Here is an 18,555-nt window from a genome sequence, read left to right as displayed (position 1 = left end):
GAAATCAAACGTTGATCTAAATCAAATTCGGCAGGGCGCCGCAGACGCCGACCAGCTGCGGTGAAATAGGAAGGCTTGTAGTTGGTTTTTCGCGTTAGCGACAAATATGCAAGCGACTGGCTAAAAAATGGATATGCCAGTCTCTGTTGCGATATTTTTTATCATTCCTGGCGCAGTTTCCGCCGAGAACCATACACATTAATCGGGATCATTCAGAATGCGTTCGGATACTTCATCGAGGTCATCGAACTGACGATGATTTATTGCCCACCAGAAAACCGCGCCGATGGCAAATACCAGCACGACGCTCATTGGAATCAGTAAATAAAGTATATCCATAGAAAGCAATTACCCATATCGACAAAAAATGCTTGGTCCGGACAAAAATCACCCGCGACATTCGAAACGCAGGCCAAAGCTCACTGCGCAACAGCCGCTATTGTGCCATTCAAATTGCGCTGCGATTGCGTATTTTGAGATGATATGCGCAGCGAATTGAGTACCACCACCAGAGAACTCAGGGACATCCCGATTGCCGCATGCCACGGCGCCAGCACACCCGACATTGCAGCGGGAATGGCAATCGCGTTATACAGCAGGGCCCAGCCCAGGTTCTGCCGGATCAGCAGCATGGCTTTGACCGAGGTCTGGAATGCGTGCCGCAAGTCGCCCAGATGGTTTGAAATCAGAATCACATCGCTTCTTGCCTGTGAAATCGGTGCGCCCTGCCCCATCGCGATCGACACATCAGCCAGCGACAGCCCCGGCCCGTCGTTCATGCCGTCGCCGACCATGGCGACCATCCCACCTTGTTGTTGAATTTTTTTAATCGCCGCATATTTCTGTGCCGGACCCAACTCCCCGAACGCTTCTGCAATGCCGAGTTCCTGCCCGACTTGCGCCACCACATCCATTCTGTCACCTGACAGCAGCATGACTTTCTTACCTTGCTGCAGCAGAAAAGCAATCAAATCCCTGGCGTCGTAACGCAAGCCATCCTGCATCACGAACAGCGCAATCCAGCCGTCTGCGTCGCCGAATGCAGCCAGAGTCTTGCCAGCATATTGCGGCGGAATTTCCAGTGGCTGGGAGTGCAGTTGCTGGACGAAATGCACGCTTCCCAAACGATAAGTCTGTCCGCTGCCAGCGCCGGCTTGCAAGCCCTGACCGGCAATTTCCGTGATGCGTTCAAACTCCGGAATACCTTGTGCGCGCCGTTCGTCCTCCACTACTGAAGTTGGTGACGCTGCCAGTGCCTGCGACACCGGGTGCAGCGAGCCAGCGGCCAGGCTGGCCGCTGCCGCCTGCGCGGAAGCTCCGTTCCAGATTGCATCCTGTCGCAGCAACAGCGTATCGAGCAGGCGTAGCTGGCCGTGGGTGAGCGTGCCGGTCTTGTCGAACACCACATGCGTGGTGCGTGCCAGCGATTCAATCGCCCGGCCGCGCGCGATCAGCACGCCATTCCTGGCCAGCCGTCCGACTGCCGCCGACATCACGCCCGGGGTGGCCAGCGATAATGCGCAAGGGCAGGTAACTATGATGATAGTCACGGCAATCCACAGCGCACGGGCCGGATCGATTTGCCACCAGACGATGCCGGACGCGATAGCCAACAGCATGATCGAAAACAGGAAGCGGCTGGCATGACGGTCGGCCAGCGCCACCAGCGGCGGTTTTTCATTGGCTGCGGCTTCCATCATCTTGACCAGCGACGAGAGCTGGGTCTGGTCGCCCACCTGCTCGGCCTGCATTACCAGCGGTCCGATCAGGTTGAGTGCGCCACCGATCAGCTTGCTGCCAGGGGATTTGAGCACCGGCTGCGATTCGCCGGTCATCAAGGCTTCGTCGCACTCGCTCTGGCCTTCGATAACCACGCCATCGACCGGAATGTGTGCGCCGGCCGGCACCAGGATGTTGTCGCCGGCTAGCAGCGACTCTGCGGCAACCTGAATGACTTGGCGCGAGTTCGGATAATCGGCCAGTTTTTCAGCGTGCGCCGGCACCAGTTGGATCAACGCACGCAAGGCCGAGGTGCTTTTTCGGTGCACCTTGGCTTCGATGGTGCGCGCCGCCAGCAGCAGAAACACGAACATGATGAGCGAATCGTAATACACCGGGCCGCCGGCAAAAGTGGCCCAGATGCTGGCAAAAAAAGTTACCAGCACGCCCACCGAGACCGGCACATCCATGCCGACATGCCGATTGCGCAGATCGCGCCAGGCGGCGCGGAAAAATGGCCAGGCGGAGAACACCACCACCGGCACCGTGAGCGCCAGACTCGCCAGTTTCAGCAGCAAGTCGATATCGGGCGTCAGATCGCCACCCACGCTAGCCACTGGAACCAGATATGCGGGAAACGCATACATCATCACCTGCATCATCGCAAACCCGGCCACAAACAAGCGCCACAGAGCCATTTTCTTTTCGCGCTCTTCCAGCGAGCCTTGCGAACCGGCCGGCAATGCGCTATAGCCCAAATCCGAAATAGCCGCCACGATGCGCGGCAGCGATGTGCTGCGATTATCCCAGGTGATTTCGGCGCGATGGCTGGCGCTATTGACCTTGAAGGCAGTCACGCCGGCCAGTTGTTGCAGGCGAAACTCGATCAATTGCACGCAGGCGGCGCAACGGATGCCGCCAATCGTCAATTTTTCGTGTTTCAGGGTAGCGTCGTCGCCAGTGGCCGGCGCAAGGCTGCCGGGGGAGGTTGAGGCTGAGTGTGAATTAGGCATCGGCGTCCATCTCTAATTGCTGTTTGCGGGCCAGGTATTGTTCAGACTGGCCCAGTTGTTCGACCGTGGACAGGATGGCGGCGCAGCCGTGGCAACAGACGTCACGGCCAACACCGTCGAACACGACTTGCACCACGCGTTTCTGGCGTACCAGTTCGCCGCAGTGGAAGCATGCGATTTTCGGGTTGGCGGCAGCCGATCTGGCGAGCATCGCGGTCAGCGCGGAAAATAGTTTGCGCAACATTATCCGGGCAGCAAGCGTTGCGCGCTGGCGTTTTTAATCGAAGGATTGAAAGAATTGCACATGCTCATGATTCTGCTTTGTTGTCGCCACAGCTGCCATTGTGCCTGATTCAGACACCGATTTAAGCGTGCGCACGACCAAACACAAAACGGGCGGATTGCCGATACGGTTTTTCCAAGGATTTTTCAATACAAAAATACATACCATTGTATTTTAATAATCCGCAATGAAATAATGCGGAAAACGCCATGTTTTTTGCCATACTCCCCTATTAATATAAATGAAGAAGCTTCAAGCGTTACCCATCCACACTTCCGCTTGCCGCCGCACCACTTCGTTCAACGAACCTGTTTCGGCATAGGCGGCGCGCAACCAGTCCGAATCGGAACTGCTCTTGTTTGCGCTGTCCCGGATTGCCGCGATCACGTCCGTGGTGCCGAGTTCGCGCGCAGTGTCGCCTAGCATGTCGAGCGTGTTCAGAATGTCGTCCTTGATCGGCAACTGGGTATTTTGGGCCGGGTCGATCACCAAGCCCGCCAGACCGAAGCGGCACGACTGGAAACGGTTATACGAATACGTCAGATAAGTATCCTGGGTCGGGCACAGCGCACGATGATCGAGGAAATATTTGCACAGAGTTTGCGCGTAGGCAGCCAGTTGCACCGCCGTTTCAATCCCGAGCGGAGTATCGCAAACCCGGATTTCCACCGTGCCGTATTCCGGTTTGGGCCGAATATCCCAATAAAAATCCTTCATGCTGGCAACGATATTCAAACTCGCCATTTTTTGGTAATACGCATCGAACGCTGCCCAGTCCAGCACGAACGGCATGCAGCCGCTCAAGGGAAACGCGTTGATGCTGGTCAGGCGCGAAGACTGGAATGCGGTATCGACGCCCTGATAAAACGGCGAGGAAGCCGACAGCGCGATGAAGTGCGGAATGTAGCGCGCCAGCAGATGCACCAGTCGCACCGCCTCATCGCCATTGGCGCAGCCGATATGGATGTGCTGGCCATACACGGTGAATTGTTTGGCAAGATAGCCATACAGTTCCGACACCAAATGGTAGCGCGCAACCGGCGTAATGCGTTGCTCGTCCCAATGCTGAAACGGATGCGCGCCACCGCCTGCGAGGCCGACATTGACCTTGTCTGCAGCAGTAACCAACAGCGTGCGCATCGCCGTTAGCTCGGAGAGCATATCGCGATGATTGGTGTGCACCGAAGTGGCAATCTCGATCATGCTTTCGGTAATTTCGGGCTTGATGTCATAGCCGTGCGCGGTCTTGTCCAGTAGCGCCAGCAAATCAGGACAGCCGCGGGTCAGGTTGTAGTCGCGCCGATTGACAATTTGCAACTCCAGCTCGACACCCATCGTCAGCGGCTTGGAAGATGTGAATTCCAGCATGATTTTCTCCTCAGCTCTCAGGGTTTAGGTATATTCGATTCGCCCGACGCCAGCAGTGCGTAATGGGTCGAAATCGGGCCGATGATTTCCAGCGCCACCACCACCGATAGCACCAGCGCCGAGAGTTGCGCGCCGAACTCGGGATGAATACTGGAAACATATTGTGCGGTCAGGATCGCAACCCCGGACATCGGCAACAAACCCAAGCCGAGCAGCGCCCCCTGGCGCGCATGCAAGCCGTTCCTGGACGCCAGCACCGCGCCCAGCCCAGTCATGACGGTCAACCGCACTGCAATGTACGCCAGGCCAATCAGCCAGAATTGTCCCAGATGCGCCAGTTCCAGACGAGCGCCGGCAAACACGAACAAGATGACGCACAGCAGACTGTTGATCTGGCTGAATTCGGATTCGACCACCACTTGCTGACGGTCGCGATAGCGGCTGCTGACGGCAAATACCAGCAACGACACCAGCGCCGGGAATTTGAACATGTCGGCAATTCCGATAGTGGCTGCAACCAGCGCAAACACCACGATCCGCTGCGCGTGACTTTCCGGCCCCAGGTGGCGGCTGGCAAAAACCAGCAATCTGCCGGCCAGTAAGCCGAACACGATGGAGCCGAAAATCAGATACAACGGATGCAGCAGGGCGACGCTCCAGCTGGCGCCGTACTGCCAATGCAACACCGACAGACACAGGATAAACAACAGAAAAGCCAGCGAATTGTTGATGGCAACGATATTGAGCATGCGGGCGCTGACCTGACCTTCGGCCCTGACTTCCTGCACCACGTTGAGCGTCACCGCCGGCGAGCTCGCCATCCCGATGGCCGCAGCCAGCGCCGCACTCAGGGTGTCGAGCCCGAGACTGAGCAACAATGCAAACAAGGCTACAAACACGCTGATGCTGATGGCTACGCCGGTGATCAGCAGCCACCGTTCTTTCAACAGCCAGCGGTAATCAAGACGCCGCCCCAATTCAAAGACGAATAAACCCAGCGCCAACTCGACAATCAGCTCCAGCTCATTGAGCGCGGTGGCGCTGATCAGGTTCAGTCCAACGGGGCCGATCAACAACCCGGTCAGCACATAACCGGTAATCGCCGGCACCGGAGCAATATGCTGAACCAGCCGCGCGCCAAAAATCCCCGCAATCAGTATCAACCCCAAAGCGGTCAAAACATTAAGGCTGCCTGGCAGGTCTGGAAAAAAACTGAATGATGACATATGGGTTTCCTATGGCAGGTAAGGTAGCGCATGGATAAAAATGCATGCCTGTAATTATCGTAGGCAAAAAACCGCTATTGAACCTATTGAAAACCACGAAGAAATACGGGCAACTGCCTGAAAAGTGCTTGTCCGACGACGATTATTCTTGTTCCACACCGCTAAAGAAATTAATCGGACAACATGATTATTGGAGACCTGCGCAGACACATTCTAACGAATAACGCATTTGTGAAAAAAATTTTTGCCTCGCAAAAGAAGTACAGATATTACCAAAATGAAAAATAATGGCAAAAATTGCTTTGAAGAAGCGCTGCTGTTTCAATATCCATCTGGGCATTTTGAAGAAATTTCGGCTGCTGATGCGTGCTGCGCAACGCTATAGCCATGGATCGATAAGCAATGCGGCGTCAATAGCGTGCATTTTAGGCAATGCAGGAATGAACGCGCATAACAATTCTTGCTACTTGCTCGGGTATAATTTGCGGTTTGATTGCAGATAATTACATCATGGAAGCTGAACGCTTAAACGCCCTCTCCGCCTTGCTCGCCGACCTGGCTAGCCGTGAAACCGAACTTCGGGGGTATCTTTGACTTCGATCTGAAGTCCGAGAAACTCGAATCCGTCAACGCGGAACTGGAAGACCCCACTGTCTGGAATGACCCGAAACGGGCGCAGGACTTGGGCAAGGAAAAAAAGTCGCTGGAAAACATCGTCTACTCCCTGATCAAGATCGAAGCTGATCTGCGCGATACCCGCGACCTGTTCGAGATGGCGCGCGAAGAGCAGGATGAAGACACGCTTGAAGCGGTAGAAGCCGACACCAAAGATATCGAAACCCGTGTTGCCGCGATGGAATTCCGGCGCATGTTCAGCAATCCGATGGACCCAAACAACTGCTTCATCGACATACAGTCCGGTGCCGGCGGCACCGAAGCGCAAGACTGGGCCTCGATGATCTTGCGCCAATACTTGCGCTATTGCGAACGCAAGGATTTCAAGGTCGAAATCTTGGAGCAGTCCGACGGTGAAGTGGCCGGCATCAAGACCGCGACCCTGAAAGTCGAAGGCGATTATGCCTACGGCTTCCTGCGCACCGAAACCGGCGTGCATCGACTGGTGCGCAAATCGCCGTTCGACTCCGCCAACGGTCGCCACACCTCATTTTGCAGCCTGTTCGTATACCCGGAAGTCGATGATTCGATCGATATCGACATCAATCCGGCCGACGTGCGAATCGATACCTATCGCGCCTCCGGCGCCGGTGGCCAGCACATCAACAAGACCGATTCCGCAGTGCGCCTGACGCATGGACCAACAGGTATCGTGGTGCAATGCCAGAACGACCGCAGCCAGCATCGCAACCGCGCCGAAGCGTGGGACATGCTCAAAGCCAAACTGTTTGAATTGGAAATGCGTAACCGCATGAGCGAACAGCAAAAGCTGGAAGACTCCAAGACCGATGTCGGCTGGGGCCACCAGATCCGCTCTTACGTGCTGGATCAGTCGCGCATCAAGGACTTGCGCACCGGTTTCGAGACCGGCAACACCAAAGCGGTACTGGACGGCGATCTGGATGAATTCATCGCTGCCTCGCTGAAACAGGGCGTCTAAACTCACTTCGCACTCCGGCCCGATACGCCCACGCGCCATCTCGCCATTTTGCACACATTGCCTAAAATAATATGACCAAGCACAATGAACCAGCGGCCACGCCGCTAGACGAAAATTCGATCATCGCCGAACGGCGCAGCAAACTTGCTGCACTTCGCACCCAGGGAATTGCCTTCCCGAACGATTTTCGGCCACAGCACAAGGCCGCCGCACTACAGGCGCAATACGAAGGCACAACCGCGCGTGAAACGCTCCTGACCGAACCGGTGACGGTGGTGGTTGCCGGGCGCATGATGCTCAAGCGCGTCATGGGCAAAGCTTCCTTCGCCACCATCCAGGACGCTTCCGGGCCCAAAGCCGACGGCCGCATCCAGCTTTACATCACCAACGACGTGACCGGCGAAGCGGAACATGCAGCGTTCAAGCACTACGACCTGGGCGATATCCTCGGCGCTGAAGGCACGCTGTTCGAGACCAAGACCGGCGAATTGTCGATCAAGGTCACCAAGCTGCGTCTGCTGACCAAATCGCTGCGTCCGCTGCCCGACAAGTTCCACGGCCTTTCCGACCAGGAAACCAAATACCGGCAGCGTTACGTCGACCTGATCATGAGCGAAGAAACGCGCCGCACTTTCAAGGCGCGTACCGCTGCAATCTCGTCGATTCGCCGTTTCATGGAAAAAAACGACTTCATGGAAGTCGAAACACCGATGCTGCACACCATTCCCGGCGGTGCGACAGCCAAGCCTTTCATTACCCATCACAACGCGCTGGACATGCAAATGTTCCTGCGCATCGCGCCCGAGCTGTATCTGAAGCGCCTGGTAGTCGGCGGCTTCGACCGCGTATTCGAAGTCAATCGCAACTTCCGCAATGAAGGCGTATCGCCGCGCCACAATCCGGAATTCACGATGATGGAATTTTATGCCGCGTATGTCGATTACCTGTGGCTGATGGATTTCACCGAAGCGGTGATCCGCCAGGCCGCCATCGATGCGCACGGCACTGCCCTGCTAACGTACCAGGGCCATGAACTGGATCTGACCAAGCCGTTCCATCGCCTGACCATCGTCGGCGCCATCAACAAGTACGCGCCGCATTACACCAACGAACAACTGCACGATGCCGAATTCATCAAAGCCGAACTGAAAAAATTCGGCGTCCAGCCGTTCGCCAGCGCCGGCCTGGGTGCGCTGCAACTGGCCTTGTTCGAGGAAACCGCCGAAGCGCAGCTATGGGAGCCAACCTATATTATCGATTACCCAGTCGAAGTATCGCCGCTGGCGCGCGCTTCCGATACCCAGCCCGGCATCACCGAGCGCTTCGAACTGTTCATCGTCGGGCGCGAAATCGCCAACGGCTTTTCCGAGTTGAATGATGCGGAAGACCAGGCTGCGCGCTTTCAGGCCCAAGTCGCGGCCAAGGATGCCGGCGACGAGGAAGCGATGTTTTACGACGCCGACTTCATCCGCGCGCTCGAATACGGTCTGCCTCCGACCGGCGGCTGCGGTATCGGTATCGACCGTTTGATCATGCTGATCACCGATTCGCCGAATATCCGCGACGTCATCCTGTTTCCGCATTTGCGCCGCGAAGACTGATTTTTCTGTAAGTAGGTAGTTTCATGGGCCGCGCAATGCGGCCCCATCGCATTTGCACCAGGAAGCCAGGAATATTCCGCTTACATAGCCTTACAACTGACACACAATCCGGCTTTTTGCATTGCGTTTTAGCATTGATAATCACGTCATCAAAATAATCAATGGCATTAGGGACTGATAATGGAAAATCAAAAACCATCAAGCAAAATCCACCCGCTGGTTGCAGGTGCCGCTGTCTCGGTCATGTTGCTCAGTCTGGTCGGCGTGGCCGCCATGACCGGCTTGCTACCAAATTCAAACAGCAGCACGACACCGGTAGCCGTACTTGCATCATCGGCGCCAATGCCCGCCGCCGATAAAGTAGCGCCGCTGGTGCCGACCACGGAAGTAAAACAGTTCGCAGCCACGAAAGATGCCAGTTCCGCTTCGGACGTACAAAGCCAACCCACGCACAAACAAGTGTTTAAGCCGGTGCATAAGCCAGTCTATAAACAGGCTCCGAGCTATAGTGAAAACGCTTATGTGCCACCGGTGCAGGCCGCAATCTGTGGCAATTGCGGCACGATTGAATCAGTGAATGCGATCCAGCAAGCGGCGCAACCGAACGGTATCGGCGCTGTCGCCGGTGCCGTTCTCGGCGGCATATTGGGCAATCAGGTCGGCGGCGGCAACGGTAGAAAACTGGCAACCGTAGCCGGTGCTGTCGGCGGTGGATTTGCCGGCAATGAAGTTGAAAGACGCACCCGCACCACCACCAATTATGAAATCCGGGTCCGCATGGAAGACGGCAGCATGCGCAGTTTTGCTGATTCCGGGCAATCTGGATGGCGCAGCGGTGACCGGATCAAAGTGGTCAACGGCAGCTTGACTTCGCAAGGATAAACAATCTGTGAGGTTGTCTGTCGTTCCAGTCCGCGAGAAAATCGTCACCTGAGTTATACATGCTTGTGTATTTTAAATAAGCCCATTCATATTATGCGGAAAAGCATGTATTAATTAGCATACTCCAATATTTTTTATTAATCCCATCAAAACATTTGGGCAGTTTCATCTCGCAATAAAATAATCGGCAGCAACCGGTAAACGCAAAAAAGGGCCGCATTGCGACCCTTTTTTAGATTGTCGTCACCAAATTACTTCTTACCAGTTTTGGCAGTCGACTTCTGTGCTGCTTCGGAAAAGCTTTTAGATGCCTTGGCAACATTTTCTTCCAATGTTTCTGCTGCCTTTTTGGTAGTTTGCAGCATCTGATCGTAGCCAGCATTGGTATTGGCAACCACCGACTTGAGCATCTCAACCATGCTTTCGGAACCGGCCGGAGCATTCTTGGTCAGTTCGGCGATCATCTTCGTGAGTTTTTCGCTAGTTTCTGCGATCTGCGCCTCTGCAGCCTTGGTCAGTTCCTTTTGGCTGGCGGCAGTAATGCTGGCCAGTTCACGGCTGTACGCCATTGCTTTTTCCGCGCTCGGCTGTGTCTGGGCAGCGGAAATCTTCATAAAATCTTGCGCGTCTTTTGCAGCCAGCAACTCTTGGCCTGCGGCTGCAGAATCTTCGAATGTAGCTTTGGCGGCATTGACGTTCAGTGTGATGATTTTTTCAGCTTCGCCAAACACCTTGGCAGTCAATGAATTGATCATTGCCAATTGTGCTTCAAAATGCGACTTGCTGGCTTCCAGAAACTGTTCTTGAATTGTAGACATAACATTCTCCTTGCTGATAAAGATGGATGATTAAACCAAGTAATGCTGCACTGCACAAATACACTTTACACATGCAGAAAAAAATTGTCCAGAATTATTTGTGCAGCGCAGCATAAAAGAACAAAAACAAACAGCACTGCTGTCTCACACGGCACTATTGGTACATCGATTGAACCGCGAGCAGGTCAGTTCGCCCCAATACAGCGCGCACATACCTCAATTACATACGCCATGTCCTGACGCGACACATCCTTATGTGTCACTAGCCGCATATGGGCACTCACGCTGACGTTGATGCCGCTTTCATGCAGCGCAGCCGCAAGATCCGGCAAGCACTGTGGCGGCAAATCCACATACACGATATTGGTTTGCGGCACCTGCACCGCCAAGCCAGTTATCTCTGCCAACCCTTGCGCCAGATACAGTGCATTGGCGTGATCCTCGGCCAGGCGCACAACGTTATGCTCCAGCGCATAGATGCCGGCAGCGGCCAGGATGCCAGCCTGACGCATGCCGCCACCCAGCATCTTGCGCCAGCGCAAGGCATGACCGATAAAGCTGAGACTACCGCACAGTATCGAACCGACCGGTGCGCCGAGCCCCTTCGACAGGCAAACCGAAACGCTGTCAAAACCCTGGACGGCGTCTTTCAGGCTGATGCCCTGCTGCACCGCCGCGTTGCAGATCCGTGCGCCGTCGAGGTGGGTAGCCAAACCGCGCTGATGGGCCAGATCGGTAGCAGCCCGCAGATAATCGGCGCCTAGCACACGCCCGCCAATGGTATTTTCCAGCGCCAGCAAACGACTGCGGGCGAAATGGAAGTCGTCCGGTTTGATGGCAGCGGCAATATCTTCCAGCGCCAGGCTGCCATCGGCCTGATGCGCCAGCGGCTGCGGCTGGATGCTGCCAAGAACGGCGGCGCCACCGCCTTCATATTTATAGGTGTGCGCCTGCTGGCCTACGATGTATTCATCGCCGCGTCCGCAGTGCGTTAGCAGGGCAATCAGATTAGTCTGGGTGCCGGAAGGCGCAAATAGCGCCGCTTCAAAACCGAAAAGCTCTGCCGCCAGTGCCTGCAAACGATTGACGCTGGGGTCATCGCCATAAACGTCGTCGCCCACCGGTGCCTGCGCCATTGCGGCGCGCATGGCGGCGCAAGGTTGGGTGACCGTATCGCTACGCAGGTCGATTGTTGGTCGTGTCATCTTTATTTTCCTTTTTTTGGCGCATACCGATTTAATAGATGCAATAATAGCAATGAATTGATGCAGCGCATACTATCTCTCTGAAGCAGATGGTAGCCACCCAACCTGTGCTACCGTAGCGAATTAAGCACCCCCGATATTACCCTTGTCAAGCATGCTTGTTTCCGCTTTATAGCAAGAAATTTATGTGTTGTTGCGCGCTATAATTAACTTGGATGCAAGTTTGCGCGCTTGGCATCGCTGCATATTTCGTATCATTCGTTAACTACAGATAATTAACTACAGATAATTTAATCACAAGGAAATGACATGGCAAACGTAAGACAAGTAGTGATCGTCGGCGCAGCACGTACTGCAATTGGCACTTATGGCGGAACCCTGAAAGACATAGCAGCCTGCGACCTTGGCGCGTATGCAGTCAAGGAAGCCTTTTCCCGCGCCAAGGTAGATCCTGCGAGCGCCGGTCAGATCGTGTGCGGCAACGTGATCCACACCGAAGCACGCGACATGTACGTTTCGCGCGTGGTCGGCATCAATTCCGGCATGGCGCTGGAATCGGCGGCACTGACCCTGAACCGCCTGTGCGGCTCCGGCCTGCAAGCCATCATTACCGCAAGCAATGCGATTCAGTTGGGCGACACCGACATTGCCGTCGGCGCCGGCGTTGAAACCATGAGCCGTGCCGCGTTTGCCGTTCCGTCGGCCCGTTGGGGCGCCCGCCTGGGCGATACCAAGATGATCGACATGCTGGTTGGCGCTGTGTCCGACCCGTTTGGCGTGGGCCACATGGGCATCACGGCTGAAAACATGGCAGACAAATACAGCATCTCGCGCGAAGAGCAGGACGCCTTTGCCGTGAATAGCCAAAAGAAAGCGGTTGCCGCGATCGCTGCCGGCCACTTCAAATCGCAAATCGTGCCAATCGAAATCAAAACGCGCAAAGGCGTAGTCGTTTTCGATACCGACGAGCATCCAAAAGCGGATACGACATTGGAAAGCCTGGCGAAGCTCAAGCCGGCATTCAAGAAAGAAGGCGGTACCGTGACTGCCGGTAACGCTTCCGGCCTGAATGACGCCGCTGCTGCTTGCGTATTAATGGAAGCATCTGCAGCGGAACGCGCTGGCCTTACACCACTGGCACGTATAGTTTCGTATGCGGTTTGTGGCGTCAATAACGCGATCATGGGTACCGGCCCGATTCCTGCTGTGCAACTTGCGCTCAAACGCGCCGGTCTGACACTGGACGACTTGGATGTAATCGAATCGAACGAGGCTTTCGCAGTGCAGTCGTTGGGTGTTTGCCGCGGCCTGGAACTCGATCCAGCACGGACAAACCCGAACGGCGGCGCAATTGCGCTGGGCCATCCACTGGGCGCAAGCGGTGCGATCCTGACCGTGAAGTGCGTATATGAACTGATTCGCACCAACAAGCGCTACGGCCTAGTCACCATGTGCATTGGCGGCGGCCAAGGCATTGCAGCGGTCATCGAACGCCTCTGAGTCGTTACTACCAAAGCTTAGTCAGTAAAAAAACCCGCGCATCGGAGACGATGCGCGGGTTTTTAACGTTTACAGAGCATTAGCGCTATGTGGTAAAAAATCGCTCTGTCATTTCTTCCAGCCCCAGCGTTGCCAAGACTTCCTCCAGTCGTTCAGACGGACGCTTGCGCGGCAAATCCTGGTAAGTGGCGATGATCAATTCATTCTTCATAGAATGTTCCCAGCCGACCAGTTCGGTCACGTTGACCTGATAACCATGCGCTTCGAGTTGCAGGCAACGCAACACATTGGTGACCTGACTACCAAATTCGCGCGTATGCAGCGGATGACGCCAGATTTCGGTCAACGCGCTTTTTGCCAACGTTTTGCCCTTGTTCCTTTTCAGCACCGAAGCGACTTCAGCCTGACAGCAGGGTACCAGCACCATGAAACGGGCCTTCTTTTTCAAGCCGAAATGAATCGCGTCGTCGGTAGCCGTGTTGCAGGCATGCAGGGCGGTGACGATATCGACCTCGGCTGGCAACAAGTCGGACAATGTAGACTCGGCTACCGACAGATTAAGAAAAGACATGCCGGGAAAATCCAGCCGTGCTGCCAATTCTTCGGACTTCCTGACCAGTTCATCCCGGGTTTCGATACCATAAATACGCGAAGAGCCGGCCAGCGACTTGAAAAACAGATCGTACAGAATGAAGCCCAGGTACGACTTCCCGGCCCCGTGATCGACCAAACGGATTTCGCTGCGCTCCTGCAACACTTGCTGCATCAATGGTTCGATGAACTGATACAGGTGATACACCTGCTTGAGCTTGCGGCGGCTATCCTGATTCATCTTGCCGTCACGCGTCAAGATATGCAATTCCTTGAGCAGTTCAATCGACTGGCCGGGCCGGATCTCATGCATCTGGCCTGCGGGTTTTACATCTGTCATTGCACAACCATCCATTCTGAACGCAGAAAAAAGTGCCGGAAAAATTCCTACGTAATTTTAAAAACAGGGAGTATCACTAAAAACATTGCCATTACCGCATATTTATATTGCGGGTTAAAAAATACACAACATAGTATGATTATCCACACTGAACGCGTTTAAAACGCCTTGTGATCACGTACCAGCGTGTATTTCGCTGCCATTTTAGACTGAATCTATTCTGCTTCGGCGATCCAGGCCATCTGAATCGCTTCGAGTATTTTCTCGCCCGAATGTTCAGGCTGATCGTCGAAACCATCCAGTTCAGATACCCAACGATGCAAATCCGTAAAGCGCACCGTCAACGGATCAATCTGCGGGAATTTATCGAAAAGCTCTTCCGCAATACGCTGGGTATCGGTCCATTTCATGCGGTTCTCCGGTCTGACCTGCCTGCGAATAATGCAACTAATGCATTTCGCGGGCGTGGTTGATTGTGTATTTTGGAATTTCCACTACCAAATCTTCTTCGCCCACAAGCGCCTGGCAGGAAAGGCGCGAAGCCGGTTCCAGACCCCAGGCCTTGTCGAGCAAATCTTCCTCGGCTTCGGTTGCGTCTTCCAGCGAGGCAAAGCCTTCGCGGATGATGACGTGGCAAGTGGTGCAGGCGCAGGATTTTTCACATGCGTGTTCGATCTCGATGTCGCTGTCGAGCAAAACATCACACAGCGATTTGCCGACCGGCGCATCAATGACCGCGCCTTCCGGACACAGTTGCGGGTGGGGAAGTATGACGATTTGGGGCACTATATTTACCTCGATAATGGGATGAGCTGTCGTCTCTGGCAGGAAACGACGCATTAAATTGTTAAAGCGTTATTCTAGCCTTAGGCGATTTCATCGAGCTTCTTGCCTGCCAACGCAGAACGCACGCTACGATCCATGCGCCGGGCGGCGAATTGTTCAGTGCCGTGCGCCAGCGCATTGACCGCAGCGCGAACGGCTACATGATCAATGCCCTGCACTTGCTCACGCACGCCTTGCAGCAAGACCTCGATTGCGATGCGCTCGTCATCGGACAGCAACAAGTTGCCATCGCTTTCGAGCGCCGACTGGGTTGCCAGCATGATCCGTTCGGCCTCGACCTGCTCTTCGCGCAAGACGCGCGACTGCATGTCGATATCCGCCGACGCGAACGAATCTTGCAACATGCGGGCTACCTCGTCATCGCCCAAGCCGTACGATGGCTTGACCACGATCGAGGCTTCCACGCCGGAACGCAATTCACGCGCCGACACCGACAGCAAGCCGTCCGCATCGACCTGATAAGTGATGCGAATGCGTGCGGTACCGGCCGCCATCGGCGGGATGCCGCGCAACTCGAAGCGCGCCAGCGAACGGCAATCGCTGACCAGTTCCCGGTCGCCCTGCACCACATGCACCGCCAGCGCAGTCTGACCGTCTTTGAAGGTGGTGAATTCTTGCGCCCTGGCGCAGGGAATGGTGGCATTGCGCGGAATGACTTTTTCCGCCAAACCGCCCATGGTTTCGATTCCGAGCGACAGCGGAATTACATCCAGCAACAGCCAGTCGTCGCCTGCAGCACGATTACCCGCCAGCAAATTGGCTTGAATCGCCGCGCCCAGTGCGACTACCTGGTCCGGATCGATGTTAGCCAGCGGCGTGGTCTGGAAGAAATCGCCGACTGCCTTGCGGGCATGCGGCATCCGGGTCGCGCCGCCAACCAGCACCACACCATCGATATCCTCCGTCGACAAGCCCGCATCGCGCAGCGCCTTGCGGCAAGGCGACAGGGTTTTGGCAACCAAATGCTGGGTAATCTCGACGAATTTAGCGGCGCTTAATACCAGATGCACGTTCTCGCCCGAATTCAGCACTGCATCGATATGGGTCTCGGATTTGGAGGACAGCAGCTCTTTGGCTTCGCGGGCCTTGACCATCAACAGGCGAGTATCCCGGTCCGACAGCGGAGCCAGCTTTGCCTGTTCGATGATCCAGCAAAACAGACGATGATCGAAATCGTCACCGCCCAGGGCAGAATCGCCGCCAGTGGACAAGACCTCGAACACGCCCTTGGTCAGCTTCAGGATCGAAATATCGAAGGTGCCACCGCCAAGGTCATACACCGCATAAATTCCTTCGGAGCCATTGTCCAGTCCGTAAGCAATCGCCGCTGCAGTCGGCTCGCTCAGTAAGCGCAATACGTTCAAGCCAGCCAACTTGGCAGCGTCCTTGGTGGCTTGGCGCTGCGCATCGTCGAAATACGCGGGCACCGCAATGACCGCGCCGACCAGATCGGCGCCGAGCGCGTCTTCCGCCTGCTGGCGCAGGGTGGCAAGGATCTGAGCGGAAATTTCCACCGGGCTTTTCACGCCGGCAATGGTATTGATCTGCACCATGCCGGGCGCATCCTGGAAATCGTATGGCAGGTTCTCGACATACGGAACATCCTTCAGGCCGCGCCCCATGAAACGCTTGACCGACACGATAGTATTTTTCGGGTCCGTGGTTTGCGCCGCTTGCGCCTTGTGGCCGATATGCACCTGAGCGCCTGGCAGATAGCGCACGATGGAAGGCAGCAAGCAGCGCCCTTCTGCATCCATCAGGATTTCGGGGATGCTGTTGCGTACGGTGGCGACCAGCGAATTGGTGGTGCCCAGATCAATCCCGACCGCCAGCCGATGCTGGTGCGGCGCGGTGGACATACCGGGTTCTGCGATTTGTAAGAGTGCCATGCGAAGTTACCGTGATGCCGGCAAGGCGATGCGGATACCGAGGCCGATAAAGGCGCACCCTGCCAGACGATTCAAATAAAGGGAAGCGGAAGCGTTACGCTGCAGGTAGGCCCCGACTATTCCGGAAAATAAGGCGAGGCTCCCGAATATGCATAGCGTTACCAGAATGAATAATGCTGCCAGCAGCAACATTTGTGCTGCGACATGTCCAGCCTGTAGATTGACGAACTGCGGCAGGAAAGCGATGAAAAACAACGTTACTTTGGGATTGAGGATATTCGCGATCACGCTCTGCCAATAAATTCTGATCGGCGCAACCAGAGTGGCAGATGCGCCCGTGTTGACGATTGCACCAGAGCGTAAAGTACGCACACCGAGGTAGATCAGATAGGCGGCTCCAGCATAGCGAATCACGTCATAAGCAACCGGCGAAGCTTTGATCATTGCCGCAAAACCAAGTACCGCCAGCAAGGTATGAAAAATCAGTCCGGAGCTAAAACCCAGCGCGGACACCAAGCCGGCCTTTTTACCCTGCGTAATGCCGCGGGTCAGCACATAAATATTGTCCGGCCCCGGTGCCAGCGTCACAGTCGCTGCAGCGGCCAGGAATAACCAGATATCAGGCATTAGTTGTCACTTTCGTGCATTTGGAACTCAAGCTTCCAGGGCGGCGAATGTATCACCGATCTCGTGGCCGAATTTTTCCAGAAACATCAATTGGCGCACGCCCAGTGCTGCTTGCGTGAAATCTCCGCTATCGAGCGCAGTGCCGATCCGCGCCACTTGGTCCTTGCGTACCGTACGCAATTCGGCATCAATCCGGTCCAGCGCCGACACATCCTTGGCCGCCCGGGCATCATCGAGCGCTTCGCGCCATTCCATCTGCTGCATCAAAAATGCCGTCGGCATCGAGGTATTCGATTCCGTCTGCAGGTCGATGCCATGCAGTTCGCACAAATAAGCAGCACGCTTGAGCGAATCTTTCAAGGTTTGATAAGCTTCATTGGCACGGGTCGCCCATTGCATTGCAACCCGTTTTTCGGCGTCGGTGGCACTGACAAACTTATCAGGGTGAACACGACTCTGGACCTCGTGATATGCGGCATCCAGAGCATTGGCATCGATCGTGAACTGTTGCGGCAACTGGAATAAGTCGAAGTGATTTTGCATTTTGTAGTTGCACAATAATCAAAACAAAAGCCTGTCCAAACATCAACAGGCTCATTTTCGGGCAATATGCCCATCATTTTCAGCAGAGAATGGGGGGGAAATAGAAAGCGATAATCTGCACTCTGCAAAATACCTCAGATCGTAAACGATTCTCCGCAACCGCATTCGTCCTTGACGTTCGGGTTATGGAACTTAAAACCTTCGTTCAAGCCTTCGCGAGCGAAATCCAGTTCGGTGCCATCGATATAGGACAGACTCTTCGGATCGACGAATACCTTGACGCCATACGATTCGAACACGATATCTTCCGCTTCCATGTGGTCAACATATTCGAGCTTGTAGGCCAACCCGGAACAACCGGTGGTACGAACCCCGAAACGCAGACCGATGCCGTTACCACGCCGGTCAATGTAACGACTGATGTGTTTCGCTGCTTTTTCAGTCAGAGTGATTGCCATGATTTTCTCCATACCCTTCCCCCTATTGGAA

18 protein-coding genes are annotated in these 18,555 nt (G+C 55.0%); 4 read left to right on the top strand and 14 right to left on the bottom strand.

From position 1 onward, the window contains the following. Positions 1 to 198: 198 nt before the first annotated feature. The 5 genes from ccoS to KGFNPO_RS05505 all read right to left on the bottom strand — a co-directional run bounded on the left by ccoS (position 199) and on the right by KGFNPO_RS05505 (position 5,609). The gene (gene ccoS / locus KGFNPO_RS05525) at positions 199 to 339 is read right to left on the bottom strand and encodes a cbb3-type cytochrome oxidase assembly protein CcoS (RefSeq protein WP_472615183.1); all 141 of its coding nucleotides are present in this window, start codon (positions 337 to 339) and stop codon (positions 199 to 201) included. Between the two features lie 80 nt (positions 340 to 419). Further along, positions 420 to 2,732, bottom strand: a complete 2,313-nt coding sequence (locus tag KGFNPO_RS05520) for a heavy metal translocating P-type ATPase (RefSeq protein WP_472633484.1) — start codon at positions 2,730 to 2,732, stop codon at positions 420 to 422. Continuing rightward, on the bottom strand, positions 2,725 to 2,976 hold the full coding sequence (locus tag KGFNPO_RS05515; protein ID WP_472633483.1) for a heavy metal translocating P-type ATPase metal-binding domain-containing protein: 252 nt from the start codon (positions 2,974 to 2,976) through the stop codon (positions 2,725 to 2,727). Before KGFNPO_RS05515 ends, KGFNPO_RS05520 begins: the two co-directional genes overlap by 8 nt. A gap of 291 nt (positions 2,977 to 3,267) precedes the next feature. Then, on the bottom strand, positions 3,268 to 4,383 hold the full coding sequence (locus tag KGFNPO_RS05510; protein WP_472633482.1) for a YbdK family carboxylate-amine ligase: 1,116 nt from the start codon (positions 4,381 to 4,383) through the stop codon (positions 3,268 to 3,270). A gap of 17 nt (positions 4,384 to 4,400) precedes the next feature. Further along, positions 4,401 to 5,609, bottom strand: coding sequence for a cation:proton antiporter (locus KGFNPO_RS05505; protein ID WP_472633481.1), 1,209 nt, complete (start codon positions 5,607 to 5,609; stop codon positions 4,401 to 4,403). Between the two features lie 510 nt (positions 5,610 to 6,119). Between KGFNPO_RS05505 and prfB the strand changes: the two genes are divergently transcribed. From prfB to KGFNPO_RS05490, 3 genes are all read left to right on the top strand, one after another. Next, a protein-coding gene (prfB, locus tag KGFNPO_RS05500; RefSeq protein ID WP_472615177.1) for a peptide chain release factor 2 occupies positions 6,120 to 7,224 on the top strand; the annotation gives its coding sequence in 2 pieces (ribosomal slippage) (positions 6,120 to 6,200 and positions 6,202 to 7,224; 1,104 coding nt in all). Between the two features lie 71 nt (positions 7,225 to 7,295). Beyond that, a complete protein-coding gene (gene lysS, locus KGFNPO_RS05495; RefSeq protein ID WP_472633480.1) occupies positions 7,296 to 8,825 on the top strand; it encodes a lysine--tRNA ligase in 1,530 nt (509 codons plus the stop codon). 180 nt (positions 8,826 to 9,005) lie between these two features. Further along, on the top strand, positions 9,006 to 9,707 hold the full coding sequence (locus tag KGFNPO_RS05490; protein WP_472633479.1) for an outer membrane lipoprotein: 702 nt from the start codon (positions 9,006 to 9,008) through the stop codon (positions 9,705 to 9,707). Positions 9,708 to 9,958: 251 nt separating this feature from the next. Here KGFNPO_RS05490 and phaP read toward each other — a convergent pair whose 3' ends face one another. Together phaP and ltaE are read right to left on the bottom strand one after the other, a co-directional pair. Further along, a complete protein-coding gene (phaP, locus tag KGFNPO_RS05485; RefSeq protein WP_472633478.1) occupies positions 9,959 to 10,525 on the bottom strand; it encodes a TIGR01841 family phasin in 567 nt (188 codons plus the stop codon). A gap of 185 nt (positions 10,526 to 10,710) precedes the next feature. Beyond that, positions 10,711 to 11,730 carry a low-specificity L-threonine aldolase gene (gene ltaE / locus KGFNPO_RS05480; RefSeq protein WP_472633477.1) on the bottom strand — a complete coding sequence of 340 codons (1,020 nt, stop codon included), beginning with the start codon at positions 11,728 to 11,730 and terminating at the stop codon, positions 10,711 to 10,713. 309 nt (positions 11,731 to 12,039) lie between these two features. Between ltaE and KGFNPO_RS05475 the strand changes: the two genes are divergently transcribed. Continuing rightward, positions 12,040 to 13,230, top strand: coding sequence for an acetyl-CoA C-acyltransferase family protein (locus tag KGFNPO_RS05475; RefSeq protein WP_472633476.1), 1,191 nt, complete (start codon positions 12,040 to 12,042; stop codon positions 13,228 to 13,230). A gap of 85 nt (positions 13,231 to 13,315) precedes the next feature. Here the strand turns inward: KGFNPO_RS05475 and KGFNPO_RS05470 are convergent, their stop codons facing one another. The 7 genes from KGFNPO_RS05470 to iscA all read right to left on the bottom strand — a co-directional run bounded on the left by KGFNPO_RS05470 (position 13,316) and on the right by iscA (position 18,524). After that, complete coding sequence (locus KGFNPO_RS05470; RefSeq protein WP_472633475.1) at positions 13,316 to 14,161, bottom strand: class I SAM-dependent methyltransferase; 846 nt, start codon at positions 14,159 to 14,161, stop codon at positions 13,316 to 13,318. A gap of 215 nt (positions 14,162 to 14,376) precedes the next feature. Next, the gene (gene iscX, locus KGFNPO_RS05465) at positions 14,377 to 14,571 is read right to left on the bottom strand and encodes a Fe-S cluster assembly protein IscX (RefSeq protein ID WP_472633474.1); all 195 of its coding nucleotides are present in this window, start codon (positions 14,569 to 14,571) and stop codon (positions 14,377 to 14,379) included. Positions 14,572 to 14,608: 37 nt separating this feature from the next. Next, positions 14,609 to 14,947, bottom strand: coding sequence for an ISC system 2Fe-2S type ferredoxin (gene fdx, locus KGFNPO_RS05460; protein ID WP_472633473.1), 339 nt, complete (start codon positions 14,945 to 14,947; stop codon positions 14,609 to 14,611). A gap of 80 nt (positions 14,948 to 15,027) precedes the next feature. Continuing rightward, positions 15,028 to 16,896 (bottom strand): Fe-S protein assembly chaperone HscA, encoded by a 1,869-nt coding sequence (gene hscA / locus KGFNPO_RS05455; RefSeq protein WP_472633472.1) that lies wholly within the window; start codon positions 16,894 to 16,896, stop codon positions 15,028 to 15,030. Between the two features lie 6 nt (positions 16,897 to 16,902). Further along, positions 16,903 to 17,523 (bottom strand): LysE family translocator, encoded by a 621-nt coding sequence (locus KGFNPO_RS05450; RefSeq protein WP_472633471.1) that lies wholly within the window; start codon positions 17,521 to 17,523, stop codon positions 16,903 to 16,905. Positions 17,524 to 17,550: 27 nt separating this feature from the next. Then, entirely contained in the window at positions 17,551 to 18,066 is a 516-nt protein-coding gene (hscB, locus tag KGFNPO_RS05445) for a Fe-S protein assembly co-chaperone HscB (RefSeq protein WP_472633470.1), read from the bottom strand. Between the two features lie 134 nt (positions 18,067 to 18,200). Then, complete coding sequence (gene iscA / locus KGFNPO_RS05440; protein WP_472615165.1) at positions 18,201 to 18,524, bottom strand: iron-sulfur cluster assembly protein IscA; 324 nt, start codon at positions 18,522 to 18,524, stop codon at positions 18,201 to 18,203. Between the last annotated feature and the right edge of the window lie 31 nt (positions 18,525 to 18,555).

The organism is Gelidimonas diazotrophica (assembly GCF_055694025.1).
Note: the sequence above shows the minus strand (reverse complement) of the source record. Positions and strands in the feature narration are given on the sequence as shown.

Coding starts and splice junctions, on each gene's coding strand:
- KGFNPO_RS05520 (WP_472633484.1), bottom strand. CDS start 2,732: ATGCCTAATTCACACTCAGCCTCAACCTCCCCCGGCAGCCTTGCGCCG.
- iscX (WP_472633474.1), bottom strand. CDS start 14,571: ATGAAATGGACCGATACCCAGCGTATTGCGGAAGAGCTTTTCGATAAA.
- KGFNPO_RS05515 (WP_472633483.1), bottom strand. CDS start 2,976: ATGTTGCGCAAACTATTTTCCGCGCTGACCGCGATGCTCGCCAGATCG.
- KGFNPO_RS05510 (WP_472633482.1), bottom strand. CDS start 4,383: ATGCTGGAATTCACATCTTCCAAGCCGCTGACGATGGGTGTCGAGCTG.
- lysS (WP_472633480.1), top strand. CDS start 7,296: ATGACCAAGCACAATGAACCAGCGGCCACGCCGCTAGACGAAAATTCG.
- hscB (WP_472633470.1), bottom strand. CDS start 18,066: ATGCAAAATCACTTCGACTTATTCCAGTTGCCGCAACAGTTCACGATC.
- KGFNPO_RS05505 (WP_472633481.1), bottom strand. CDS start 5,609: ATGTCATCATTCAGTTTTTTTCCAGACCTGCCAGGCAGCCTTAATGTT.
- KGFNPO_RS05490 (WP_472633479.1), top strand. CDS start 9,006: ATGGAAAATCAAAAACCATCAAGCAAAATCCACCCGCTGGTTGCAGGT.
- hscA (WP_472633472.1), bottom strand. CDS start 16,896: ATGGCACTCTTACAAATCGCAGAACCCGGTATGTCCACCGCGCCGCAC.
- KGFNPO_RS05470 (WP_472633475.1), bottom strand. CDS start 14,161: ATGACAGATGTAAAACCCGCAGGCCAGATGCATGAGATCCGGCCCGGC.
- iscA (WP_472615165.1), bottom strand. CDS start 18,524: ATGGCAATCACTCTGACTGAAAAAGCAGCGAAACACATCAGTCGTTAC.
- ccoS (WP_472615183.1), bottom strand. CDS start 339: ATGGATATACTTTATTTACTGATTCCAATGAGCGTCGTGCTGGTATTT.
- KGFNPO_RS05450 (WP_472633471.1), bottom strand. CDS start 17,523: ATGCCTGATATCTGGTTATTCCTGGCCGCTGCAGCGACTGTGACGCTG.
- phaP (WP_472633478.1), bottom strand. CDS start 10,525: ATGTCTACAATTCAAGAACAGTTTCTGGAAGCCAGCAAGTCGCATTTT.
- ltaE (WP_472633477.1), bottom strand. CDS start 11,730: ATGACACGACCAACAATCGACCTGCGTAGCGATACGGTCACCCAACCT.
- KGFNPO_RS05475 (WP_472633476.1), top strand. CDS start 12,040: ATGGCAAACGTAAGACAAGTAGTGATCGTCGGCGCAGCACGTACTGCA.